At 62.7% G+C, this 23,870-nt stretch carries 20 protein-coding genes; 1 reads left to right on the top strand and 19 read right to left on the bottom strand.

Features of this window, described 5'->3' with window-relative positions:
* Positions 1-52: 52 nt before the first annotated feature.
* The 10 genes from AAEQ75_RS14145 to AAEQ75_RS14100 all read right to left on the bottom strand — a co-directional run bounded on the left by AAEQ75_RS14145 (position 53) and on the right by AAEQ75_RS14100 (position 15,925).
* Entirely contained in the window at positions 53-592 is a 540-nt protein-coding gene (locus AAEQ75_RS14145; protein ID WP_072425875.1) for a YaeQ family protein, read from the bottom strand.
* A 64-nt stretch (positions 593-656) separates the two neighbouring features.
* A complete protein-coding gene (gene gtfA / locus AAEQ75_RS14140; protein WP_343349360.1) occupies positions 657-2,096 on the bottom strand; it encodes a sucrose phosphorylase in 1,440 nt (479 codons plus the stop codon).
* A 228-nt stretch (positions 2,097-2,324) separates the two neighbouring features.
* Positions 2,325-5,036, bottom strand: a complete 2,712-nt coding sequence (locus AAEQ75_RS14135; protein ID WP_343349359.1) for a DEAD/DEAH box helicase — start codon at positions 5,034-5,036, stop codon at positions 2,325-2,327.
* Complete coding sequence (locus AAEQ75_RS14130) at positions 5,036-5,725, bottom strand: phospholipase D-like domain-containing protein (RefSeq protein WP_143498450.1); 690 nt, start codon at positions 5,723-5,725, stop codon at positions 5,036-5,038. Before AAEQ75_RS14130 ends, AAEQ75_RS14135 begins: the two co-directional genes overlap by 1 nt.
* 13 nt (positions 5,726-5,738) lie before the next feature.
* Positions 5,739-6,290, bottom strand: a complete 552-nt coding sequence (locus tag AAEQ75_RS14125) for a rhomboid family intramembrane serine protease (RefSeq protein ID WP_143500999.1) — start codon at positions 6,288-6,290, stop codon at positions 5,739-5,741.
* Entirely contained in the window at positions 6,287-11,527 is a 5,241-nt protein-coding gene (locus tag AAEQ75_RS14120) for a DNA repair ATPase (RefSeq protein WP_343349358.1), read from the bottom strand. The genes AAEQ75_RS14125 and AAEQ75_RS14120 overlap by 4 nt, the downstream gene beginning before the upstream one ends.
* A gap of 231 nt (positions 11,528-11,758) precedes the next feature.
* Positions 11,759-13,804: a flotillin family protein gene (locus tag AAEQ75_RS14115; RefSeq protein ID WP_343349357.1), complete on the bottom strand. Its 2,046-nt coding sequence runs from the start codon at positions 13,802-13,804 to the stop codon at positions 11,759-11,761.
* An 89-nt stretch (positions 13,805-13,893) separates the two neighbouring features.
* Positions 13,894-14,535, bottom strand: a complete 642-nt coding sequence (locus AAEQ75_RS14110) for a hypothetical protein (protein WP_343349356.1) — start codon at positions 14,533-14,535, stop codon at positions 13,894-13,896.
* Positions 14,536-14,594: 59 nt separating this feature from the next.
* A complete protein-coding gene (locus AAEQ75_RS14105) occupies positions 14,595-15,290 on the bottom strand; it encodes a PspA/IM30 family protein (protein WP_343349355.1) in 696 nt (231 codons plus the stop codon).
* A 14-nt stretch (positions 15,291-15,304) separates the two neighbouring features.
* Complete coding sequence (locus AAEQ75_RS14100) at positions 15,305-15,925, bottom strand: YjfI family protein (protein WP_343349354.1); 621 nt, start codon at positions 15,923-15,925, stop codon at positions 15,305-15,307.
* Between the two features lie 286 nt (positions 15,926-16,211).
* On the opposite strand from AAEQ75_RS14100, the gene AAEQ75_RS14095 reads away from it, so the two are divergent.
* A complete protein-coding gene (locus AAEQ75_RS14095; RefSeq protein WP_099525788.1) occupies positions 16,212-16,463 on the top strand; it encodes a hypothetical protein in 252 nt (83 codons plus the stop codon).
* A gap of 58 nt (positions 16,464-16,521) precedes the next feature.
* Here AAEQ75_RS14095 and thrC read toward each other — a convergent pair whose 3' ends face one another.
* The 9 genes from thrC to rpsP form a co-directional block, all read right to left on the bottom strand.
* Positions 16,522-17,931 (bottom strand): threonine synthase, encoded by a 1,410-nt coding sequence (thrC, locus tag AAEQ75_RS14090; protein ID WP_343349353.1) that lies wholly within the window; start codon positions 17,929-17,931, stop codon positions 16,522-16,524.
* A 92-nt stretch (positions 17,932-18,023) separates the two neighbouring features.
* The gene (locus AAEQ75_RS14085) at positions 18,024-19,328 is read right to left on the bottom strand and encodes a homoserine dehydrogenase (protein WP_343349352.1); all 1,305 of its coding nucleotides are present in this window, start codon (positions 19,326-19,328) and stop codon (positions 18,024-18,026) included.
* Between the two features lie 248 nt (positions 19,329-19,576).
* Entirely contained in the window at positions 19,577-20,302 is a 726-nt protein-coding gene (gene dsbC / locus AAEQ75_RS14080; protein WP_143505905.1) for a bifunctional protein-disulfide isomerase/oxidoreductase DsbC, read from the bottom strand.
* Between the two features lie 119 nt (positions 20,303-20,421).
* Entirely contained in the window at positions 20,422-21,318 is an 897-nt protein-coding gene (xerD, locus tag AAEQ75_RS14075) for a site-specific tyrosine recombinase XerD (RefSeq protein ID WP_343349351.1), read from the bottom strand.
* A gap of 106 nt (positions 21,319-21,424) precedes the next feature.
* Complete coding sequence (locus tag AAEQ75_RS14070; protein WP_092377099.1) at positions 21,425-21,838, bottom strand: acyl-CoA thioesterase; 414 nt, start codon at positions 21,836-21,838, stop codon at positions 21,425-21,427.
* Between the two features lie 81 nt (positions 21,839-21,919).
* Positions 21,920-22,270, bottom strand: a complete 351-nt coding sequence (gene rplS / locus AAEQ75_RS14065) for a 50S ribosomal protein L19 (RefSeq protein ID WP_045734872.1) — start codon at positions 22,268-22,270, stop codon at positions 21,920-21,922.
* A 42-nt stretch (positions 22,271-22,312) separates the two neighbouring features.
* Entirely contained in the window at positions 22,313-23,056 is a 744-nt protein-coding gene (trmD, locus tag AAEQ75_RS14060) for a tRNA (guanosine(37)-N1)-methyltransferase TrmD (RefSeq protein ID WP_092377102.1), read from the bottom strand.
* 5 nt (positions 23,057-23,061) lie between these two features.
* The gene (rimM, locus tag AAEQ75_RS14055) at positions 23,062-23,598 is read right to left on the bottom strand and encodes a ribosome maturation factor RimM (RefSeq protein ID WP_143505907.1); all 537 of its coding nucleotides are present in this window, start codon (positions 23,596-23,598) and stop codon (positions 23,062-23,064) included.
* 8 nt (positions 23,599-23,606) lie between these two features.
* The gene (rpsP, locus tag AAEQ75_RS14050) at positions 23,607-23,858 is read right to left on the bottom strand and encodes a 30S ribosomal protein S16 (protein ID WP_037003051.1); all 252 of its coding nucleotides are present in this window, start codon (positions 23,856-23,858) and stop codon (positions 23,607-23,609) included.
* Positions 23,859-23,870: the final 12 nt, after the last annotated feature.

Raw genomic sequence — 23,870 nt, 5'->3', positions numbered from 1 at the left:
CACAGGTGATCTGGCGGGTTACACCCGCCCTACAGCATCAGATTTCGTGGATTCAACGCTCGCCAGCGAGCCACTCAATGGGAATCTCGTGCTGACCGCGCTCGTCGGTGACGAACAACTCACCATCGCTGATCATCACGCTCCAGTTCAGCGAACGCGGCATGTCCAGCGCCAGGTCGGCCAGCGCCTCCTGGCCGAGAGCGACCACGTTGATGTTCTTCAGGCTGCGCACCGGGTCGAGGCATTTGCCCTGCCACACACGCAGGTTGCCGTAGGCCACCAGGCTGAACTTCTCGGTGCGCCGCGAGCACCAGGTGATGCGCTCGCTGTCCGGCTGGCCGACTTCGATCCAATGCAGCACGCGGTCGTCCAGGCTCTTCTCCCACAACGCAGGTTCGTCGACGTCCGACAGGCCGCGACCGAACGCCAGTTGCTCGTGGTAGAACAGCGCATAGGCGATCAGCCGCGCGGCCAGGCGCTCTTCGGTCTCGGACGGGTGGCGAGCGACGGTGAAACGCAGGTTTTCATAAACGCTGCGATCCATATCGGTGAGGTTCAGTTCGATCTTGTAGGTGGTCGATGGCAGGGCCATGGCGGGCTTCTTGGCTGGTCGAAAGAGCGCAAGTCTAACGCGAATGCATGGCCCACGCCGACCTTCAACAGGTCATACGGCAGATACCCTGCTGTGCGTCGGTGTATTCGATAGTCGCCTGCAGACTGCTGAGGTCGAGGTGCAAACGGCAGTAATGCTCGCCATGCCGCCAGGCCAGCAGCAGTTGGTCGTCAGCCGAATAGTTTTGCTCGAAACGCCCCTCGAAAGCCGGATGCTGACAACGGAAGCGCATCAGCGCCAGCAGACGCTGCACCAGAGGTTGCTGCAAGGCCTGCTCGGCCTCTTCAAGGCTGTAGTAGTGACGATTGACGTCGCGCGCCTCGCCGGTCTGTTCGAGCAGGTCGAAGTCGTTGCAGCCTGCCAACAGACCAACGTAGTAAACCTGCGGGATACCAGGCACGAAGAACTGTATGGCACGCGCGGCGATATAGGCCTCGTCGTTACGCATCAATGCTTCGTAGAAGGTGCAGGTGAGCTGATAGATGGCCCCGACGCTGTGCACGTTCACCGCCGAGCGACGCATGATCGGGTCGGCACTGCGCATCGAAACCTCATCGATCAGGTACTGGATCTGCGCCTCGGGCAGCATGCCTTCGACATCCGGGATGCAGATGCCGTCATGGGTATCGAGCACGGTGATCTGATTACGCGGGCACATGCGCAACCAGTTCTTCAGATAGCGGCTGCTGCCACTGAGCAACGCGTGCAAGACCAACGGCGGCAGAGCGAAGCCGTAGGGACGCATCTGCCGCCGGGAGATGGCGTACTGGTAGCTGATGTGGTCATGCACCTCCGGCAGCATCTCGGCCTCGTACTTGGCCCCGGTCTCGCGGAACCACTCAAGGATGCGATACACGTTCGGCTCCACCAGAAAGCAGGTGGTGCCGATACGCTTGGTGGTGTAGCCGAAGGCATCCAGGCGAAACAGCTTGACCCCGCGCGCAGCGAGGAAGGCCATGTACTGCTCCATCAACTGGTAGGTTTTCGGCGAGTCGTAATTGAGGTCGATCTGCCGTTCGGTGAAGGTGCACCAGACCCGACAGGTCTCGCCGTTGGCCAGCCGCACCTCGCGGAACGGCTCCTTCTCCCGGCGAATATGGATCTTGGCCAGGTCGTCATGAGTGATTTCGCCGAAGCTGTCTACCTGAACGAAGAGATCCGCGTAGGGCGAGTCCTGGCCATGTGCAACGAAATCGAGAAATTCCGGCGACTCGTCCGCGATGTGGCTGATCACCAGGTCGACGCACAGGTCGAAGCGGGCAGAGATGCGCTCGACATCCGCCCAGTCGCCATAGCGCGGGTCCACCTCCATGTGCGTGAGCGGCGAGAACCCACCATCGGCATTGGACGGATACAGCGGCAGGATATGTACGCCGCCCAGCGCATCGCCCAGATGCCGATCCAGAAATTGGTAGAGTTCCCCCAGGTTGCGCCCCAGGCGGTCGGGATAGGTGATCAGTTGAATAGCGTTGCGCAGCGCCATGAGCCCCCCGGTACATTTGATGGTCTGCTAAGAACCTGTTTACGATCTGCTGCGCGTCGGCGCTACTGCGTTAAAAACAAGCTGGAGCGCCAGCCCGGTCGGAATGCTCATTTACCACTCGTAAACTGCGCTTCCTCGCTTGTTTTTGCCTTGTATCGCTCTAGCTCGCGAGATCGTAAACAGGCTCTAAGGCCTAGGCCACGATCGCCGCGCCCGGCGAATGAAGCGTCAAAGCCGTGCCAGTACCGCCTGCACTGCCTGCTCCGGCGCCTCGTGCCATAGACCATAGCTCAGTGGCAAGGTCTCCAGACCAGCGCGCGCCAGCACCAGGTAGCGCTCCAGTTCAAGAAAGCCTTCGCCCTCCCCCGGAAAGCCGATCAGGTCAATGGCCAGGCACTTGTCGCCGCGTCGACAGAACAGGTCCAGCACCTGTCCTGCCAGCGGGTAGTGGCTCCACACGCTGACGCCCTGCCCTTCGAGCGCCTGACACAAGTTCTGGCGGGTGTCCTCCACGGCTCCCGCCTGCCAACTGACACCAGGTTTCTGCAGGAATTCCAGGTAGCGGCGCAGCAGATGCGTGGCGGACAGCTGCCGCTCGTCACCACTGAACAGCAGCACCTGGCGCTCGCGGGCGCGGGTGATGGCGACGTTGAACAGGTCGGCACGGTTCAGGTAGTTGGCCGCCTGGCTCGATTCGCGGTCGATGGCGAAGCTGAGGATCATCAGGTCGCGCTCCTCGCCCTGGAAGCCATATGGCGTATCCACCAGCAGACGGAACTCGCGCAGTTGCTCCAGCGGCAGCGTTTCGCCGATGCGCAAGCGGATGCGCTCGACCTGATCGCGAAACGGCGACAGTACGCCGATGCTGGGTTTGAGCGGGCTGCTCTGGTACTCGGCCAGGTGCGCGGTGATCAGCTCCAGCACCCGCTCGACCTCAGCCTCATTGACACCGTTGCGCCCGCGCTGGCCGTCAATACGCAGCAGCTGCAGGCTGTCGCAGGCATCAAGGCCGGGCCGTTCTTTCATCACGCGCAAGCGCTGGTCGTAGAACAGCTCGTTGCTGAAGCGGATCAGCGCCGGACGGCTACGAAAGTGTTCGTCGAGAAACACCACCGCCTCCTGGCTGCCCAGCTGCAAGCCGACCAGATCCAGCACGCTGTTGTCGCGGTAGCTCCAGGCCTCGCGCTCTTCGGCTTGCAGGCCGGCGCGCTGCAGCAGCTGCGTTTCACGCACACAGGAAAGAAAGGAAATATGCCGCAACTGACGCGCATCGCCGGTGACCACGGCGCGCTTGCAGCGCTGGAAAGCCGGTAGCGCCGAAGCGATGTCGCATTGGGTCGCCTCGTCCATCACCATCACGTCGAACAGCTCCGGACGCAGCGGCAACAGGCGGTGCAGCTCGTCCAGGGTCACCACCCAGATCGGAAAAGCGGCCAGTAGACGCGCCGGATCGATACCTTCGAACAGCGCCAGCTGACGTTGCGAATTGCGCGCACGGATGGCCTGGTTGTAGCGCACGAACAGCGCGCGGTCGCTGACCAGCAGACGCTTGACATTCAGGGCGCGATGACTATTGAGGTGCTCACGACTGAGCAGCTGGCGGCGCTGCTGGCAATCGCGCAACTCATCCAGCAATGCCCAGGGGCGCACACTGCTGCCGATACGTTTGCGCACCCAGGGCACCTGCAACCAGCGCTGCCAGAAAGCCAGGCTGCCGCGTTCGGCACGCAGCAACAGGCGGCTCCAGCGCACGGCCTGCTCGCAACGCTTACGGAAATCTGCCGACAGGCGCCGCTCGGCCTCGGTCAGCACTTCCAGCTCGCTGCGCTGACGCTCTTCGACCTGCTCCGACACCCACTCGAACTCACCCTGCAGTAACCGCTCCAGGCGCTCGCGCAAGGCCTGGCGCAGGCTCTGCCCATCGCCTTCGAGCACGCCGTCGCGCAAGCCGAAATCCTCCCGCAACTTGTGCGCGATGACGCGCACAGCCTGGGCGCTACGGCTGACCAGCAGCACGCTCTCACCCTGCAGATAACGATCCAGCGCCAGCGCCGCCAGGCTGTAGCTCTTGCCGGTACCGGGCGGACCGGAAATCTGGCTCAGCGGGTGGCGCGCGACATTGGCCAGCGCCTGGCACTGGGCAGCGCTGAGCTGCGCCGGCAGGCGCTGCGGCCTGCTGGTCGAGCCTGCCGTCTGCACAGGAGGTGTTTCGCCGAGCAGTTGCAACAAGGCCGGCGACAGTCGCTCGGCGTCCTGCAGCAGTTGCAACTCATGGGCGATGCCACGGCTACCGCTGCCGCGCGGCACCAGCGCGACGAAGGCACCGGCCTGCAGCGACAAACTGCGACGCCGCAGGGCCTTGGCCAACACTTCATCGCTTACCAACTGCGGGAAACCAGCGGCCTCGCTGACCTCGCGCACCTGTGTATTGCGCGCCACCCAGGCGAGCAACTGGCCCAGCGAGGCCGCATCCAGTGCGCCTGTCGGCAGTGGCAGTCCATCGAGGCTAGCGTTGCCACTTTCATCGAACAGACGGCGCAGCAGACGCCAGTTTCCATGCACCTGCTGCGGGTCGATGGCGAGCAAGTGGCTCTGCCCATCCGTCGTCGGCTGCAGGCTCGCCTCGTAATAGAACAGCGGGCCGCAGATTGCCTGTGAACCACCGCTATCCAGCTGCAGCCGGCCACAGATCGGCAACACGCCGTAGACCAGTTGCAGCTCGCGTTGATACAGCGCCTGCGCCTCGGCCAGGCTGCGGCCCAGCTCGGCCGCCAATGGCAGCAGCGGCAAGCCTCCGCTGGCCAGCTCCTCGCGCCCATCGAGCCAGGCCCAGCGATTGGCGGGCAGCTTGCTCAGGTTGTCCAGATCCAGGTCGCGGCTATCGGCCAGGTAGCAGCTGCGATAGAAGCCGAGCAGTTGGCGGGCGTGAGGGTGATCCATCAGTTGCCTGCGTAGCGCGCCCAGAGTGCTTCGAACTCACGGCCATAGGCCGCGACCAGCTGCGGATGATCGATCACCAGGAGGTTTTCCTCGTTGCTGGTGGTGGCGCTGCGCGTCCAGTTGAAGCTGCCGTTGAGCAGCAGGCGCCCGTCGAACAGGGCGAACTTGTGATGCATGTGGAAGGGCCCAGCATCGATGCGCAGCGGCACGCCCTTGTCGCGGAGCCACTGGATATCGCTGCCCTCGTCGAACTGCTTTTCGTTGTCGGTGATCACCCGCACGGCAATGCCGCGTTGATGGCAGGCAAGCACCTCCTCGCTGAGCTGATCGTCGGAGATGGTGTAGACGCAGATATCCACGCTGCTGCGTGCCTGGCGGCACAGCTCGCGAATCTTGCGCCGGCAGCTCTCCCCCGGGCTGAAGTGAGCGCTGGCATGCTCCACGCGGGGCGCGCTACCGACGCTGTCGAGGGTCTTGATCACCTGCTCCAGCCACTTCAGCACCGGTTCGATGTTGGCCGGCTCGCGCATCAACTCGCGAGCCAGGGCGAAAGCGCGGTTGCGCATGAAGCGCACCTGATCACTACTGAGCTCGCTGCCCAGCTGGCGCAGCTCGTCGCGTTCCTCGTTGCTCAGACGCAGGTCGGCCAAACTGTCACGCAGTTGCTGATCGAGGCGATTGAAATCCATTAAAAGTCCCTTTTTATCGTTGAATGCGGCGACGAGTCAGCGCGGCGTACAGCACACCGCAGAAAGCTCCCGCCAGGTGGTATTCGAAGGAAACGCCGGCACGCGGCAGCAGGCCGAAGAACCAGCCGCCGTAGAGGAAGAACACCAGCACCGCCAGCAACAGGTCGAGCAGGCTGCGCTCGAACCAGGCCCGTGCCAGCAAAAGCCCCCAGAAGCCGAACAGCCAGCCGCTGGCACCGACGTGCAGGCCGGTGCGGCCGAACAGCCAGACCAGCATGCCGCTGCCGATGATGATGAAGGCACTGGCGAAGAAGAAATCGCGGCGCGAGCGCAGCAGCACCAGGCTACCGAGCACCAGCAGGCCGCTGAGGTTGCTGAGCAGATGCGCCCAACTGCCATGCAGCCAGGGCGCAAGGAAAATGCCGGGCAGCGCCTCGATATGCCGGGGCACCAGGCCCCATAGGTTCAAGGCGCCGCCGAGGGCGCCATTGACCAGTTGCACCAGCAACATCGCGCCGCTGATCACGATCAGCGGGCGCAACTCGACAAGCCAGCCTCGCCTCACGGCGCCTCGTCGTCCGCGGCGTCGCTGCGCTGCTCATGCCCGAGCAGCGTGCCGAGATCACGTAGTTGCGTGGAGATTTCCAGCATGCGGTTGTGGGTGCGCAAATCGATGTCGATCTTCTTGTCCATCGCCCTGATCAGCGGCAGGAAGCTGTTTTCCAGGCTATCGGCCAGGCTTTCGAGCAATTTTTGCGTGCCCGGCTGTGGCGGCGCAACCACCTCCACCTGCGGGCGCAGCTTGCCCAGGTTATCCAGCCCGGCCAGCAACTGTTCCCAGGGAATGCTCGGCGCCGCGCCGGCCGGCTTGCCGGTAGCGCCCAGGCCGCGCACGCTTTCCACCAGATCATTGAGCTGCGCCACCACACGCCCGCCAACATCCGTATCGCTGCCGCCCATGGCCTTGTTGCGCATGAAGTCGCGCTTGATCTGCGCCCAGCGCTCGGCCTGCTCGGGCGTCATGTTGCCGCGCAATTCGGCGAGCTTGAGCAGGTTCTCCTCGGCGCCAGTGGTGAGCAGCTGCGACTCACCCTGGTAGTGGTCGGCGATCAGTTGCAGCAGCTCGGCATCGTTCATCACCGAGCTGATCTTCTCCGCCATCTTGTTCATGTTGCGGTAGCTGCCCTGCAGCTTGAACGGCGGCTCGGTGCGGTAGCTGTCGGCCTGCGCGGCGCTGACGATGTACTGCTGGTTGACCCGACCGACCACGTCACGCACCTGCATCAGGCGCTGCAGGGTGGCGGTGATCTCGTTGATCTCGGCGGCGCTGTAGGTATGGCTCAGCTCGTTGGCGGAGAACGGCTTGCCCTCGGCCTTGGCGACGAAACGGTAGACGTCCGCCATGTCGCGGGTGGCCAGCGGCGCCAGCACCGGGTTGGAGGTCAGGCTGTTCTCGATGTAGCTCAGCGCGAAAGCCTCCTGCATGCCGCCCAGGGTGTCGCCGAGGTTGTAGATGTCGGCGCGGTTGGCGAGCATGTCGGGAATCTTGAACACGTCGCCGGACTCGGTGTACGGGTTGCCGCTCATCACCACGCAGAACTTCTTGCCGCGCATGTCGTAGGTCTTGGTCTTGCCCTTCCACACGCCTTCGATACGCCGCGTGCCGTCGCACAGCGAGATGAACTTCTGCAGGAATTCGGGATGGGTGTGCTGGATGTCGTCGACATAGAGCATCACGTTGTTGCCCATTTCCAGCGCCAGGTTGAGCTTTTCCAGCTCCTGACGCGAGGTGGCGTCCGGGGCCTGCGCCGGGTCCACCGAGCGCACCTCGTGACCGAGGGCCGGACCGTTGATCTTCATGAAGATCAGGCCGAGACGGTGCGCCACGTACTCCATCAATGTGGTCTTGCCGTAGCCGGGCGGCGAAATCAGCATCAGCAGGCCCATCAGGTCGGTGCGCTTGTTCTCGCCGGCGGTGCCCATCTGCTTGGCCAGGTTGTCGCCGATGAAGCCCAGGTACACGTCGTTGATCAGCTTGTTGCGCACGAAGGACGACAGCGGCCGTGGCTTGAATTCGCTCAGACGCAGTGCATCGCGCTCGCGGTTGATGACCTCCTGGCGCAGCGCCTGGTAGCGCGAAAGCTGCGGTACGAAATGATCCAGATGCTGGCGCAGACGGGCGAAGTAGTCGTCGATGGCCAGCAGCAGCGTACCGTTCTGCACACGCGGATGATCGCCAAGCAGGCCGCTGACGGAGAAACGCAGATCGACCTCGGTGAAACGCCGCGGGAATTCTTCATCCAGCAGGCTGACGGCGATTGCCTCGGGCACGTAGTCGGCCAGTTCATTCATGGCGGCGTCCTGCGCGCACAGGCCGTCGAACCAGGTCTGCGCCAGCGACCAGCGCTGCACCGGACGGCCACGCAGGTTGTCCAGCGCAGCGCGGTAGTCGTCCCAGACATGGCTAGCCTGCATGCGTTGCTGCAGGGTATCGAGCAGTTGCCGGGCGTACTTGCTGAAGCTGAACTCGACCGGCTTGGCTGCCAGTTCCTCCACCAGATAAGCTGCTGCCGCCTGGCGCTGCGCTGCGTCCACCGGCAGCGGGTGCTGGCCCAAAAAGCGCTGCATGGCTGCATCGATCTCTTCGCGCAGGCGTTGCACGCCATCCTCGCTGCCGAACAACTGGCGCAGGTGCAGGCTGCTGCGCGCCCGCTCCGGCCACAGCTCGGCCTCGATGTCCTGCCCCCAACGGTTCCAGAACAGCGCGGCGAAACCGCGCGCGGCCGGCGCGTAACGCAGCAGCCCGGCGCTTTCGCGCAGCGGCAGCAACTGGGCGAGGATCAACGCCGCGTCGTGGTCATGGATACCCTTCTCATAGGCATCCTTGTAGCGCGGTGCGGCGAAGTCGCGAATCAGGCGGGTCAGGGTTTCCGGCTGCGCCAGGTGGGTCTTGAGCAGATCGAGGGTGAGACCTTCACGGCCCGTCACAGCGGCGTCGAGCACCAGACCGGCGAGGTATTCGGCGCGGTACAGCGAGGGCGACTCGGATTCCAGCGACACCTGCCAGTAGTCGCGCAGGCCGTCCAGGGTCTCGTCATGCAGTGGCTCGAGGAAATCGGTGCCGGTCAGGTGCAGATAGAGCTGATCACCGCGCGGCATCAGGGTCAGGTCGAGTTCCTGAGTGTTGACGCTGAAGCGGTGACGCGGGCCGAGCTTGATGACGTTGCCGCCCTCTTCGAACAGCTCGCTCTTGTCGCGCAGGGCACGCACGGCCTGGTCGCGGGCGGCCTTGAGGCGCGCCTCGACATCATCGGCCTTGACGCTGTCCTTCAGCTCGCGCAGGCGCTCGGCCATCTCGCGCAGCTTGAGAATCAGCGGGTCGGCGGCGAAGAAGGCATTGAGCTCTTCCATCTGGGTCAGGCGCGCGGTGCGCCGGCCAAGGCTGTCGAGGATGCGCTGGGCAGCGTCGAGCACGCCCTGGGCACGACGCTGGCGATCGTCGAGCAGGCTCTGCTTGTGCGACTCGAAGGTCTCCAGCAGTTCCTCGCGCTTGCCGAGGATGTCGCTGAGGAACTCCTCGTGGTCGCCGAACTGACTTTCCAGCTCTTCGAGCTGCACCAGCAGACGCGACAGCTGCTCGTCGCACTTCTCCGGGTCTTGGGCCAGCGCCAGGGCGTTGGTGATGCCCTGACCGAACAGTTTGAACTGGGCGCCGAACTGCGCCACGGTCTCGGCCGAGCCCAGGCCCTTGCGCCGCTGCTCGGCGCGCGCCTTGGCCTGGTTGAGGTGGGCGTAGACTTCCGAAATCGACTCGACGATGGCAGTGCGCTGGGTGGCGTCGTCGATCTTCAGCGAGGCCATCAGGCTCGACAGCATGTCCAGATTGCCGGCCATGGCCTGCATCTCGGCCAGCGGCTCGTTGAGCTGGGTGACGCTCTCGGCCTTCTGCGCCAGCGCGTCCAGCTCGCCCAGGCGCTGCACGTAAGGCTGCAGCGCGGCGTCGCTGGCGAGGAAGGCGGAGGTGGCCGTGGCCACACGCTCCTGTGCTGCGAGCAGCTCGGCCTCCATGGCATCGATGCGCGCCACGTCGATGTAGCGGTAGTCGCGGATGGTCAGCAGCTGGCCACGCTGCGCGGTAATGGCATTGAGCGCCTCGACGAAGTGCTGCACCTCGTCCCAGCTGTCCACCAGCAGGCCGGAGAGCAGGCTCTTCTGCCGCGTTTCGGCCTCGGCCATGGCACGGGCAGACTGCTGCCGGATGCTCTCGACCTTCTCGAACTCGTCGAGCACCAGCTCACCAGTGGCGGCGATCTCGCGCAACAGCGGCGCCAGCTCGGCACACTGGGCGTCATCCAGCCAATGGTAGACGTCGAACAGTCGGCGGGTGTTCTGGCACAGCTGGGTGTAACGCGCCACCGACACTTCGCGGCTGTCGATCTCACGGCTGAGGTTGAGCAGGTCGGACACACCGCGCACCAGTTCGGCATTGCCGATACGCCCGAAGAAGCCGCTGCGCGCCGGCTGACGGGCAGCGTAATCCTCGCTCTCGAAGGGTGTCTGCCAGATCTGCATGGGGTGGATGCGCGTCGGCTCGCTGCCCTCGGCGGCGAATATCACCATGCGCCCGTCTTCCAGGCGCGCGTAGCCGTGGCCGAAGATCGGGTTGTGCAGCTGGCGGTTGATCATGTTGTAGGTGAACAGCGCCGAACGGCCTTCTTCCGGGTGGTAGAAGACGTACTGCACGTCCTCGCCGTTGGGCGAACGCACCGAGCGCTTGAAGCGCATGCCGCCCATGGGCTGCTCGAAGGTTTTGTACTGCCCGCTCTGCAGGTAGTAGCCGCCGGGGAAGATGATGCCGTGGTCTTCGGGCAGCTGCACGCAGGCCAGGCCGATGGCGTCGATGCGCTCGACCTGGTTGGTCAGGCTGTTGAACACCAGGTAGCGCCACTGCTCCTCGCGGTACGGCAGGATCTTCAGCAGGATCAGGCTGCCCAGGCGGGCGTATTCGATCTGCGCGTCGTCCAGCGACTGGGTCTTGTCCACCACCGGTTCGCGGTAGATACCCAGGCCGTCCTGAGTGTTGTTCTCGACCTTGATGGTCAGGTCGCCGCCAACGGTTTCGACGAATACGGTGTCGAGAATGTTCATGTGCGGATGGCGGCCACTGACCACCATCTCGCGCGAGGTCTTCTGCCATTCGAAGTCGAACGGCGCCGGCAGCGCGATATCGCGCTCGCCGCGGTTGTCGATGTAACGCACTTCGCGCCCGTCGACCGAGATCGACCAGCGGAATACACGGATGTCAGTGACACGCTCGCCGATCTGGAAACTCGCCAGCAGCTTGCCGTCACGAATGGCCAGTTGCAGCAGGCGGGTGTTCTTGTAGTAGGTGTACAGCTCGTTGAAGTCGGCGACGAAACTGGCCTGAGCGAGGAAACTGCCCTCCAGCGGCACCGGCTCGGCGTCATAGCCTTCAGGCCCCTCGACCAGGCGGTAGAGGGAGAACACGTCGGCGACGCTGGTTTCCTTCTTCAGGCCGATGAACACGTTGTAGCCGAACAGCAGGCACTCGCCGACCTGGACGATATCGCGGGCGATGCAGTTGTTCTCGGTGCGGATGCGTACCCGACCGATGGCCTCCATCGCACTGCTGCCGAACTCGGCCAGACGCTGGCCGTTGAGCGTTTCGGTCAAACTGCGCAGGCGCTGACCCTGCTCCTGCAGGCGCCGCTGCAGCACCTCGTAGGCGCCGCCTTCGGCGACGGCCTTGTCCAATACGTCCTGTGTCTGTGCGTCCGACATCGTGTTATTCCTGGATAGGCGGCATCGAGCACCCTCGCCCGCTCAGCAGGGCGAGGGCTCTGAAAAAACGCGGGAGGCTCGCGGCTAAAGCCCCTCCCACAAGGCTCGGCATGATCGGCAGGGTGGACAACGCTGTTTTTGTCCAGCATTGGCGACGTGGACAAGCTGCGCGTCGTCCACCCTACCGACTACCTGCTTGGTGGGCTGAAGCCCACCCTACAGGCTGGGTGCTCAGGCCTGCTCGGGGCCTGCGCTCGGCGCAGCCACCGGCGCGGCAGCTGCGGCCTTGCCAGCCAGCAGACGCGACAGCACGTCCTGCACCACCGGGCTCTTGCCCACCACGCCTTCGATGGCCTTGCCCACCGACAGCGACTTGGCGAAGGAGTTGAAGAAGTCGCCCTCGCCGCCGACGATCTCGATCTTCGCCTTGGCCAGCGCGGTGGCCAGCACTTCGGCCTGATCCTTGGCGATGTCCTTGTTGGCGGCGATGGCGGCCATGGCTTCCTCGAAGCTCTTCTCCAGCTGCATGCGGAACTCTTCGTGAGCACGCGCGTTGTCGCTGAGCGAATCCAGCGCGCCGAACTTCTTGCCCAGGCCTTCGGCCTCGGCGTTCAGACGCTCCAGCAGCACCTGCGCCTCGGCCAGACCCAGGTCCTGGGTGGCCTTGGCCTTGGCCGCGCCGAGCTGTTCTTCGCCGCGCGCCTGGGCGCCGAGCTTCTCTTCCAGCACCTTGGCGTCGGCCAGGCCGTCTTTTTCCTTGGCAGCGGCTTGCGCCTCGATGACACGCGCCTGCGCCAGACCTTTCTCCTGCTCGCCCTTGGCTTCGGCGATCAGACGCTCGGCCTGCACGCGAGCCTCGGCCAGGCCTTCCTTCTCCTTGGCCGCAGCAGTGACTTCACGCACCTTGGCGTCGGCCAGACCGGGCGCAGCGCGCTCGGCTTCGATCCCTTCGGCCAGCTTCTTCTTGGCCTCGGCACTCTTGGCCGCTGCTTCCAGCTCGGCCTGGGCCAGGGTGTTGATCTCCACCGCCTTGTGCTTGGAACGGGTCTCGTCGGCTTCGGCCTGTTTGACCTGGCGCACCAGCTCCTGCTCGGCTTCGGCCTGGGCATTGAGCACGGTGACCTGCTTGAGGCGCTCTGCCTCGGAGACTTCACGCACTTCCTTGATGCGCTCTTCTTCCTGCGCCACGGTCTTCTCGACCGCCACGCGCTCGCGAATCACCGCCGCGATGTTCTTGCGCTCTTCTTCCAGCGCCTTTTCCTTCTCGATGCGCTGCAGCTCGACTTCACGCTCGCGGGCAACGATTTCCAGTTGCTGGGCACGCACGACCTTTTCCTTCTCGATCGTGACCGCACGCTCGCGGTTCTGCTCCGCCACTTCGACTTCGCGCGAGGCATTCTCCTCACGGATGTCGATCTGCTCCTGAGTCTGGATGCGTGCCTGCTCGGCCTTCAGGCGCTCTTCTTCCTTGACCTTGAGGGTCTCGGCCTGCTCACGCGCCTGGATGGTTTCGATCTCACGCTTCTGCCGCGCCTCGGCATCGGCCTGCTGACGCTCCAGAGCCAGGGTCGCCTCGCGGGTTTCGACGTTCTTCTTCTTGATCGCCAGCTCTTCGTTGCGCTCCAGCTCGTTGGTGATGACGTTCTGCGCAGCGGTCAGCTCGGTGATCTTGCGGATACCTTCGGCGTCGAGGATGTTGCTCGGGTCCAGCGAATGCTTGGCCGTCTGCTCCAGGTAGTCGATGGCCACGTCTTCCAGCACGTAGCCGTTGAGGTCGTTGCCGATGACCTCGACGATACGATCACGGAAGTCCTGGCGATTCTCGAATAGCTGGACGAAATCGAACTGCTTGCCGACGGTCTTCAGCGCCTCGGAGAACTTGGCGTTGAACAGCTCGTTGACCGCCGCGCGGTCGGAGGCGCGCTCGACGCCGATGGCCTTGGCCACCTTGAGCACGTCTTCCTGGGTCTCGTTGACGCGCAGGTAGAACGCCACGGTGATGTCGGCACGCATGTTATCGCGGCAGATCAGGCCGTCCTTGCCGCGACGATCCACTTCCAGGGTGATCAGGGAGATCTTCATGAACTCCTTGAGGTGGATCACCGGGTACACCAGCGAGCCGGTGAAATGCACCTTGGGCGTGGACGACATGTCGTTGACGATCAGCGCCGTGCCCTGCGGAACCTTGATGTAGAAGGCCTTGAACAGGGCAATCAGGGCAATGATGAAGAGGACGACCAGCCCTGCCCCGACGATGAAGGGAATGACGTTTTCCATTACAGCTGTACTCCTTTGCTAGTTGTGCAGGCAGGTTCGGCCACGCCTAGGCTGCCTACCCTCTGTTACGTACGGATTGTCGGCAGAGGCTAGACGCCTCGAAATTCTTCTTCGGTAATGATGCGGTAGGCGTGTTCGGCCGCCAGATACTCCAGCAGCACCACACGGTCACCGCGCTTGAAGCCCAGCGTCTCGTCGGCGCGCACGCGCAGGATCAAACCGGCGCCGCCATCTTCCAGCACCGCCTCGCCATGGCTGGCGGTGACTCGGCCGCTGCGCACCACCGCTACCTGCCCCAGCACGGATTTGCTGCTGATCGCCTCGACCTTGTGAAACAGCGGTCTTAGCGGCCGGCAGATCGCCGCGCACAGAGGCGCTGCCACCACGAAGGCTCCAGCGATCACCACCAATCCCAGCGGGTAACGCAGGATGCCCAGCGGCAGGTGGCGCAGCAGCCATAGTTCGATGAAGTAACAGATGAACCAGCCGAAGAAGAACAGCAGCGTCAGCACCAGGGTGACCGGCACGCCATCGAGCTTGAGCTTGTAGAGCAGGCCGGCAAGACCTTCGGTCTGACCGGCGCCATCCATCATCGAGTCGGCCTCGACGTCGAGCAGATCGACTTCGAGCAGGCCGGCGGCGACCACCAGCCAATAGATCACCGCCACGCACAGCAGGAAGCTGTAGATGGCGGTGGGGAATGACAGCGCTGTCTGCAGGAAGAGTTCCATTTTTTCCTTTCCCTGGGTTAGGGAAACGGGGCGCCAGCGCCCCGTTATCTACGCATCGTTCAGGACTTGGCCTTGTCCTTCAACCTGGCCAGCACGCTGTCGGCGCTGGCATTGTCGGCCTTGATGCCGGCCGCACGCAGCTTGGCTTCCAGCGAATCGTCCGGCGCGCTGGTAGCAGCCAGCTCGGCCGAGGCCTCCATCTTCGCCGCGCGCTCGGCTTGCTTCTGCTTGATACGCTCAAGCGACTCGACCGCAGTCTGCAGCTTGGCCTGCGAGCCGCCGTAACGCTGGGCCACGGCCATCTGCGCCTTCTGCACGCTCTCGGTAGCCTTGACCGTATCCACCTGCTGCTTGAGGCGCTTGATGTTGCCCTCGGCCTGGGTCACGGCCTTGCGCAGTTGCGCCACGCTGGCGGCGAAGCCATCGGCCTGTTCGCGCTCGCTGGCCTGTTCGATTTCCAGATTGGCGATCTTCTCGGCGACTTCCTTGGCCAGGGTCTCGTTGCCGGCCTCGAGCGCCTTGAGCGCGTACTGTTCGTACTCGGCGATGCTCGCCGCACTCTTGTTCACCTTGTCGCTTGCCAGCTTGTGCTTGGCCATGATCTCGGCCAGTGCTTCCTTGGACTTGCGCAGCTCGACATCGGCGTCGCGAATTTCCTGATCGAGGATGCGCAGGGCCTGGCTGTCGACCACCGCCTCACCCACTTCATTGGCACCGCCACGCAGTGCCGTCAGCATTTTGCTCCAGACATTCATCGTCTTCTCTCCTCTCAGGCGCCGGACTTGAGGAAGCCTTCATAGGCTTCGGTGGCCTTGATCACGTTGTCCGCCAGCAACTCGATTTCGAACACCACATCGGACAAGGTCGAGGACGAGCTCAACGCGCCGAACATGGTGTAGCAATCGCGCCCGTCGCCCATTTTTTCCAGGCCTATGGACGACAGCGGGAACAGCTTGTGGGTACGCAGTACTTCTTCGTTGAATGTCGCCGCATCCTTCACGTCCGCCGCCGGCCAGAGCAACGCCTCGACGATGATCTGCTCACCGAATACAGCGATGAACAACGGCAGGTCGCCGTACTCACGCATGGTGATGTGCAGGCTGGCATCGGCACCTTGAATCAGCTCGATACTGGCCTGAGCGCTTTGGAACAGTTCCGTTGCCGCCAGCGCTTCATGCAGCGCCTGGGCGGTCCAAACTTGAGGCATGCTCATACCCTCCTCCTTCTCCATCGAAGCCAGCAGTGACTGTGGCTGGCGCAGTTTGCGCTCGAACGCGACCAACAACGGCGCATGCTCGGGCAAGATCCAGACTTCCTTCTTGACCAACCCCTGCTCACGCAGACGCTGGCGATAAAGACGCTGGTAATGGGCTGATGATTTGTTGTCCATGAGTCGCAGACTAGACCCTTACATGTGAACATGTAAAGAACTCACATGTGATAAATGTGATGCCGTTCGTCAGACGAGCGCGCAGGCGTCATCCTCGGCGCAAGACAACCGAAAAGCGGACTGGAATGGGAAGAAGAGAGGCAGGCACCTGGGCTCATCCATGATTCGGCTAAAACGCATCCATTCGCGAAGTGTCGAATTAAACCCCAGGTACCTTCGTTGCGCACGCAAAAAAGCGCTAACCGGGTCTCAGTTATGACCGCCAACCCGAGAGACAGACAGTGCCATGAATGAACTCCCACCCGCAGTACGCCAGCTCGTGCATGCAGGCCAACGTCAGGCCGCCATCGACCTACTGAGCGAATACCTGGCCAACGATCAGCAGGAAGCCGAACGTCGCATCGATCAATACCTGGAAGACGATCCACCCGTGCATCTGCGCGGCGCCGGCGTCGTGCGAGCCAGTCGCCTGAACGCACTGATCTGGCTGATCCTGATCATTCTGATGGCGCTGCTGGCACTGATCTTCGCCCTCTGAGCCAGCCACAAACGAAACCGGCGCCACAAGGGCGCCGGTTTCATCGAAGCAGAACACCTCAGAGCGGTTTGCCGCGATTACCGTGAGCCGCGACGAACTGCTGCACGGCCTTCAGGTCGTTAGCCAGCACCGTGCAGCGCTCCTCGCGCTGGAACAGATCGGTCAGGTGCGCCGGCAGTGCAGGGACCGCATCGATGCCGGCCTTTTCCACTGCCTCAGGGAATTTGACCGGATGCGCAGTACCCAGCACCACCATGGGCGTCGCCAGGCTGCGACGGCACTCACGCGCGGCGCGCACGCCGATGGCGGTGTGCGGATCCAGCAGCTCGCCGCACTCCTTGTACACCTCGGTGATGGTCTCGCAGGTCTGCTCGTCGTTCACCGCCAGCGAATCGAACAGCTTGCGCGCCTCGGTCCAGCGATCTTCCTCGACGCTGAAGCCGCCGCCCTGCTTGAAGCTGTCCATCAGGCTAGCGATGGCGGCGCCATTGCGGCCGTGCAGGTCGAACAGCAGGCGCTCGAAGTTGGACGAGACCATGATGTCCATCGACGGCGACAGGGTCGGGTGCAGGGTTTCCTTGACGTACTGATTGCCGCTCATGAAGCGGTGCAGGATGTCGTTGCGGTTGGTCGCGACGATCAGCTGGCTGACCGGCAGGCCCATGTTGCGCGCCAGGTAGCCGGCGAAGATGTCGCCGAAGTTGCCGGTCGGCACCGAGAAGGCGATGGAACGCGCCGGCGCACCGAGCTGCAGTGCCGCGTGGAAGTAGTAGACGATCTGGGCCATGATCCGCGCCCAGTTGATCGAGTTGACCGCCACCAGACGAGTGCCCTTGAGGAAGCCCTGGTCGGCGAAGCTGGCCTTGACCATCTCCTGGCAGTCGTCGAAGTTGCCTTCGATGGCGATGTTGTGGATGTTCTCACCGAGGATGGTGGTCATCTGCCGGCGCTGCACCTCGGACACGCGGTTGTGCGGGTGCATGATGAAGATATCGACATTATCGCAGGCCTTGCAGCCTTCGATGGCCGCCGAGCCGGTGTCGCCACTGGTGGCGCCCATGATCACCACGCGCTCGCCGCGCTTGGCCAGCACATGGTCGAGCAAGCGACCGAGCAGCTGCAGAGCGAAGTCCTTGAACGCCAGGGTCGGGCCGTGGAACAGCTCCAGCACCCACTCGTTACCGTTCAGCTGGCGCAGCGGCGCCACGGCGTTATGAGCGAACACGCCGTAGGTTTCCTCGAGAATCTTCTTGAAATCGGCGTCGGCGATGGAGCCGGCAACGAACGGGCGCATCACCCGGAAGGCCAGCTCGTGATACGGCAAACCGGCCCAGGAAGCGATTTCCTCGACGGTGAAACGCGGCAGATTCTCCGGCACGTAGAGGCCGCCGTCACTGGCCAGGCCAGCCAGCAGCACGTCTTCGAAATTCAGGGCCGGCGCCTGGCCGCGGGTACTGATATAGCGCATTGTTCAAAACCTTCGGTTTTGGCCTCAGGCCTCAGGCCTCAGGCTTCAGGCAAATTCGCCTGCGGCCTGTAGCCTGCAGCCTGCAGCCCGAGTTAGTTGAGCTGTTCGACGCGCAGACGCATGACCGGCGAGGTCACGCCATCCAGCGCTTCCATGGCGGCAATGGCCTCGATGATACGCGCCTCGACCACACGATGGGTGACGAGGATCATCGGCACCAGGCCGTCCTGCTCCTCGACTTCCTTCTGCATGATCGACTCGATGTTGATGCCGCGCTCGGACAGGATGCTCGCCACCTGAGCCAGCACACCCGGATGATCCTTGGCCTGGATGCGCAGGTAATAGGCGCTCTCGCATTGCTCGATCGGCAGGATCGGGTGATCGGACAGCGAGTCCGGCTGGAAGGCCAGGTGCGGCACGCGATTGGTCGGGTCGGTGGTCAGCGCACGCACCACGTCCACCAGATCGGCCACCACGGCCGAGGCGGTCGGCTCCATACCGGCACCGGCGCCGTAATACAGGGTGCTGCCAACCGCATCGCCGTTGACCATCACTGCGTTCATTACGCCATTGACGTTGGCGATGAGGCGGTCAGCCGGAATCAGCGTCGGGTGTACACGCAGCTCGATACCGGCATCGGTGCGACGAGCCACGCCCAGGTGCTTGATGCGATAGCCCAGCGCCTCGGCGTAGTTCACGTCAGCCGTGGTCAGCTTGGTGATGCCTTCGGTGTAGGCCTTGTCGAACTGCAGCGGAATGCCGAAGGCGATGGACGCGAGGATGGTCAGCTTGTGCGCGGCATCGATGCCCTCGACGTCGAAGGTCGGATCGGCCTCGGCGTAACCCAGCGCCTGCGCCTCCTTGAGCACGTCCTCGAAGGCACGGCCCTTCTCGCGCATCTCGGTGAGGATGAAGTTGCCGGTGCCGTTGATGATGCCGGCCAGCCAGTTGATGCGGTTGGCCGAGAGGCCTTCGCGAATCGCCTTGATCACCGGGATGCCGCCAGCCACGGCGGCTTCGAAAGCGACGATCACGCCCTTCTCGCGCGCCTTGGCGAAGATCTCGTTGCCGTGCACGGCGATCAGCGCCTTGTTGGCGGTGACCACATGCTTGCCGTTGTCGATGGCCTTGAGCACCAGTTCCTTGGCCAGGGTGTAGCCGCCGATCAGCTCGATGACGATATCGATCTCGGGGTTGTTGACCAGCTCGAACACGTCGCTGGTCATGGCAATGCCGGTGGTGTCGTACTGCGGCTTGGGCGAGCGAATGGCGATCTGGGCAATCTCGATGCCGCGACCGGCGCGCCGGGTAATCTCCTCGGCATTGCGCTTGAGTACATTCAACGTACCGCCACCGACGGTGCCCAACCCACAGATGCCTACTTTGACCGGCTTCACACTCAATTCCCCATCAGCACTGCACGAAACGGCCGGAGCATGCCCCGGCCGCAGATAAAGAGCCGCACCTTACGAAGCGGCTGTTTGTTAGTCAATCCACCGCTCACAGAACCTGATCACGAGCTCACGAGCTAGAGCTATGCAAGGCAAAAACAGGCGAGGAAGCGCAGTTTACGAGGTGTAAATGAGCATTCCGAGCCTGTTTTTAACGCAGCAGAGCCGACGCACAGCAGCTCGTGGACAGGTTCTTAGTTCGACTCCAGCGCAATTTTGGCCAACTGTGGCGCCGGCTGATAACCCGGAATCATCTTGCCGTTAGCCAGAACGATGGCCGGCGTGCCGTTGACCCCAATCATCTGACCAAGCTGATATTGCTTGGCCACTGGGTTATCGCAAGTAGCGTCAGCAACGCTCTGGCGAGTCTTGGCGCGATTCATCGCATCCTGCTGATCCTTGGCGCACCAGACGCTGACCAGCTCCTTGGCCGCCGGACTGTTCAGGCCCTGGCGCGGGAAAGCCACATAACGCACTTCGACGCCCAGGCGGTTGAGCTCCGGCACCTCGCTGTGCAGCTTCTGGCAGTAACCGCAGTCGGTATCGGTGAAGACGGTGATATGGGTCTTCGGCGCCTTGGGCGCAAACACCACCATTTCCTTGGCCGGAATGGCGTTGATCTGCTGTGCCACCGCACGGCTTTCTTCGATCTCGGTCAGGTTGACGGCCTTACCGTCCTTGACCTGGAACAGATAGCCCTGGATCAGGAACTGACCATCGGCACTGGTATACAGCTGACGGCCGCCCTCCAGCTGCACCTGATAGATACCCGGCAACGGGCTTTCGGCAATCGCCTCGATCGGCAAATTGGCGTCGAGCGACTTGAGCGACTGGCGAATGGCCTGATCAGGGTCGGCAGCCAGGGTGACGCTACTGCCCAGCGCGAGTGCCAGGGCAATGGAAATACGGGTCAGTGACATGAACACTCCTGTCGAAAGGCGGGCCGGTGAAAATCGCAACAGCCTACCACAGATGCAGCACCGTACAGCCGGCCAGCTAACAGATGGCGCAGCCAACGGACGCCCATTCCGCAAGAGCATCAGCCACGCGGGTGGTGTTGCGCATGCAGCTCCTGCAAACGGGCACGTGCGATATGGGTGTAGATCTGCGTGGTGGACAGGTCACTGTGACCCAGCAACATCTGCACCACCCGCAGATCGGCGCCGTGATTGAGCAGATGCGTGGCGAAGGCGTGGCGCAATGTGTGAGGCGACAACGCCTTGCTGATGCCTGCGACCTGAGCCTGATGCTTGATGCGATGCCAGAAGGTCTGCCGAGTCATCTGCTCGCCGCGCAGACTGGGAAACAGCACATCGCTGGGTTTACCACCCAACAACAGCGGGCGTGCTTCGCGCATGTAGCGCTCGATCCAGGCAATAGCCTCTTCACCCAACGGTACAAGACGCTCCTTGCTGCCTTTACCGAACACCCGCAACACGCCCTGCCGCAGATTGACCTGCTCCAGCGTCAGACCGACCAGCTCGCTGACACGCAAACCGCAGGCGTAGAGCACTTCGAGCATGGCGCGATCACGCAGGCCGATGGGGTCATCCAGGTTCGGCGCCTGCAACAGCGCCTCGACATCCGCTTCGGACAATGACTTGGGCAGCGGTCGACCTATCTGCGGCAACTCGATCTGCAGCGTCGGATCTTCACTGATCAGCGTTTCACGCAGCAAAAAACGGTAGAAGCCGCGCACACCGGAGAGAAAGCGCGCCGTGGAGCGCGCCTGATAGCCCTGCTCGAGACGCCAGGCCAGGTGGTCGAGAATGGCGTCGCGACCGATATGCTGCAGCGCCAGGCCACGCCCATCGAGCCAGCCATTGAAGTGCTCCAGATCACTGCGATAGGCGGCCTGAGTATGGGCGGAAAGCCCCTTTTCCAACCATAGGGCTTCGAGAAAGCGCTCGATCAGAGGGTGAGTCAGCGCAGGCATCGATTGACCTTCAATTACAGGGTAGGCAAGTGTTCCACAGCCAACACCCGACGCACCAGCAGACCAGGCTGACGATCAGCGGCCCTCGCCCAAGGCCAGCAAATGGCTAGCTAGAGAATCCCGGCAGTACCGGCACCGGCTTCTGCTGATCATCGACGGCGACGAAGCTGAAGCTGCCGCTGATCGCCCGCTCGCGCCCTTCCTGATACAGCCCCTCGACGAATACTTCGACCTCCACCTTGAGGCTGGTATTGCCAACCTTGATTACCCGCCCAACCAACTCGACGATGGAGCCCGCCGGTATCGCGTGCTTGAAATCGATGCGATCGCTGGAAACGGTGACCAACGGCAGACGGCAGAACCGCGTAGCAGCGATGAACGACACTTCGTCCATCCAGGCCAGCGCGGTGCCGCCGAAGAGGGTGTTGTGATGATTGGTGGTCGGTGGAAACACCGCCTTGGTCACACGGGTTTCCGACAGCGCGATGCGTCGCTGGATCTCTTGCTCTCTCGGGGTCATCTCAATGCCACTCATGATTACTGCAAGCCAGAAACGACAAAAGCAGCCCTTAGGCTGCCTTTGTCAGAGAAGCGTCCGAACTTAGGACAGCTTTTCCTTGATGCGCGCGGCTTTGCCGGACAGATCGCGGAGGTAGTACAGCTTGGCTTTGCGTACGTCACCGCGACGCTTGACTGCCAGACTGTCAACCAGCGGGCTGTAGGTCTGGAAGGTACGCTCAACGCCAACACCGCTGGAGATCTTGCGCACGGTGAAGGCGCTGTTCAGGCCACGGTTACGCTTGGCGATAACGACGCCTTCGAAGGCCTGCAGACGCTGACGGTCGCCTTCCTTTACTTTCACTTGTACGACTACGGTGTCGCCCGGTGCGAAAGTCGGGATTTCTTTGTTCATCTGCTCAGCTTCGAGCATCTGGATAATCTTGTTGGTCATGCTGCGCTCCTAAGACAAGCCTCCCGGCCCATCATCGATACGTTAACTATCGTCCCGCTGGCGGATGTATTCCTCCAGCAGCTTCTTCTCTTCTCCAGAAAGCGAGCGGCTATCCAGAAGATCAGCGCGGCGTTCCCAGGTCCGACCAAGGGACTGCTGCAAACGCCAGCGCCGGATGTGTTCGTGGTTGCCACTAAGCAACACTTCGGGAACACGTTTATCCGCATACACCTCCGGGCGGGTGTAGTGCGGGCAGTCGAGCAGGCCATCCGTAAAGGAGTCCTCCTCGGCCGAATCGGCATGACCCAATGCACCAGGCAAAAGGCGCGTCACCGCGTCGATCAGCACCATGGCCGGCAGCTCACCGCCAGACAGGACGTAGTCGCCAATCGACCATTCCTCATCGACATGCGCCTCAATGAAACGCTCGTCGATGCCTTCATAACGACCGGCGATCAGGATCAGTGCATCCTCCTGCGCCAGCTCGCGGACCGCCGCCTGATTCAGGCTACGGCCCTGCGGCGACAGGTAGATCACCTTCGCCGTCTCTCCCGCGGCTTGCTTGGCACTGGCCAAGGCATCCTCGAGAGGCTTGATTTTCATCACCATTCCCGGACCACCGCCGAAAGGGCGGTCATCCACCGTATGGTGACGATCAGTCGTGTAGTCTCGCGGGTTCCAGCAATTGAGCTTTAGCAGCTCCTGCTTGACCGCTCGACTGGTGATGCCGTACTCGCCGATGGCGGCAAACATTTCCGGGAACAGGGTGATGACTTCTACACGCATGAGCCTTAGAAATCCGCATCCCAGTCGACCCGCATCTCGCCAGCTGCCAGGTCAATCGAAAGCACGCACTGCCCGGTGTAGGGCAACAGACGCTCGCGATCATCCAGACTGCCCGCGCAGGGCTTGACCACCATCACATCGTTGGCACCGGTCTCGAACAAGTGGTCGACCACACCGAGCATCTGCTCTGCCTGATCAATGACCTTCAAGCCCTGTAACTGGTACCAGTAGAACTCACCATCTTCCAGCTCTGGCAGCTCGCTACGCGGCACGCAGATCTCGAAACCGGCGTAGGTACGCGCAATTTCGCGATCATCCAGACCCTTCAACCTGGCTACCAGCACCTTGCCCTGAAGGCGGCCGCTGGCCAGTTCCACTTTCTTTACCTCACCGTCACGCCTGAGCGTCCAGTTGCGGTAATCGAGCACGTTATCGATGGGATCGGTAAAGGAGTACACCTTCACTTCACCCTTGACGCCGTGCACCGAAACAATCTTGCCGAGAACGATCAAATCCTCGGCGACGGCCGGCGTCGTACTCATAAAGATGCTTAGGCAGCAGCCTTGGCAGCTTCCTTGAGCAGCTGAGCAACGCGCTCAGACGGCTGCGCGCCCTGGCTCAGCCAGTAGGCAGCACGCTCTTGATTGACGGACAGCTTGACTTCAGCACCCGCGGCGATCGGGTTGAAGAAACCGATACGCTCTACGAAGCGACCGTCGCGCGCATTGCGGCTGTTGGTCACGGTCAGGTGGTAGAAGGGGCGCTTTTTGGAGCCGCCACGAGCGAGACGAATAGTTACCATGAGAACATCGTT

The sequence above is a fragment of the Pseudomonas sediminis genome, from assembly GCF_039555755.1.
GTDB classification, from domain to species: domain Bacteria; phylum Pseudomonadota; class Gammaproteobacteria; order Pseudomonadales; family Pseudomonadaceae; genus Aquipseudomonas; species Aquipseudomonas mendocina_D.
Note: the sequence above shows the minus strand (reverse complement) of the source record. Positions and strands in the feature narration are given on the sequence as shown.

Bases quoted from the DNA above. Each gene is read 5' to 3' on its own strand.
- AAEQ75_RS14095 (WP_099525788.1), top strand. From the start codon at position 16,212: ATGAATGAACTCCCACCCGCAGTACGCCAGCTCGTGCATGCAGGCCAA.
- AAEQ75_RS14070 (WP_092377099.1), bottom strand. From the start codon at position 21,838: ATGACCCCGAGAGAGCAAGAGATCCAGCGACGCATCGCGCTGTCGGAA.
- gtfA (WP_343349360.1), bottom strand. From the start codon at position 2,096: ATGGCGCTGCGCAACGCTATTCAACTGATCACCTATCCCGACCGCCTG.
- AAEQ75_RS14135 (WP_343349359.1), bottom strand. From the start codon at position 5,036: ATGGATCACCCTCACGCCCGCCAACTGCTCGGCTTCTATCGCAGCTGC.
- AAEQ75_RS14120 (WP_343349358.1), bottom strand. From the start codon at position 11,527: ATGTCGGACGCACAGACACAGGACGTATTGGACAAGGCCGTCGCCGAA.
- trmD (WP_092377102.1), bottom strand. From the start codon at position 23,056: ATGCGTGTAGAAGTCATCACCCTGTTCCCGGAAATGTTTGCCGCCATC.
- AAEQ75_RS14130 (WP_143498450.1), bottom strand. From the start codon at position 5,725: ATGGATTTCAATCGCCTCGATCAGCAACTGCGTGACAGTTTGGCCGAC.
- rplS (WP_045734872.1), bottom strand. From the start codon at position 22,270: ATGACCAACAAGATTATCCAGATGCTCGAAGCTGAGCAGATGAACAAA.
- xerD (WP_343349351.1), bottom strand. From the start codon at position 21,318: ATGCCTGCGCTGACTCACCCTCTGATCGAGCGCTTTCTCGAAGCCCTA.
- AAEQ75_RS14145 (WP_072425875.1), bottom strand. From the start codon at position 592: ATGGCCCTGCCATCGACCACCTACAAGATCGAACTGAACCTCACCGAT.
- AAEQ75_RS14105 (WP_343349355.1), bottom strand. From the start codon at position 15,290: ATGAATGTCTGGAGCAAAATGCTGACGGCACTGCGTGGCGGTGCCAAT.
- rimM (WP_143505907.1), bottom strand. From the start codon at position 23,598: ATGAGTACGACGCCGGCCGTCGCCGAGGATTTGATCGTTCTCGGCAAG.
- dsbC (WP_143505905.1), bottom strand. From the start codon at position 20,302: ATGTCACTGACCCGTATTTCCATTGCCCTGGCACTCGCGCTGGGCAGT.
- thrC (WP_343349353.1), bottom strand. From the start codon at position 17,931: ATGCGCTATATCAGTACCCGCGGCCAGGCGCCGGCCCTGAATTTCGAA.
- AAEQ75_RS14100 (WP_343349354.1), bottom strand. From the start codon at position 15,925: ATGGACAACAAATCATCAGCCCATTACCAGCGTCTTTATCGCCAGCGT.
- AAEQ75_RS14110 (WP_343349356.1), bottom strand. From the start codon at position 14,535: ATGGAACTCTTCCTGCAGACAGCGCTGTCATTCCCCACCGCCATCTAC.
- AAEQ75_RS14115 (WP_343349357.1), bottom strand. From the start codon at position 13,804: ATGGAAAACGTCATTCCCTTCATCGTCGGGGCAGGGCTGGTCGTCCTC.
- rpsP (WP_037003051.1), bottom strand. From the start codon at position 23,858: ATGGTAACTATTCGTCTCGCTCGTGGCGGCTCCAAAAAGCGCCCCTTC.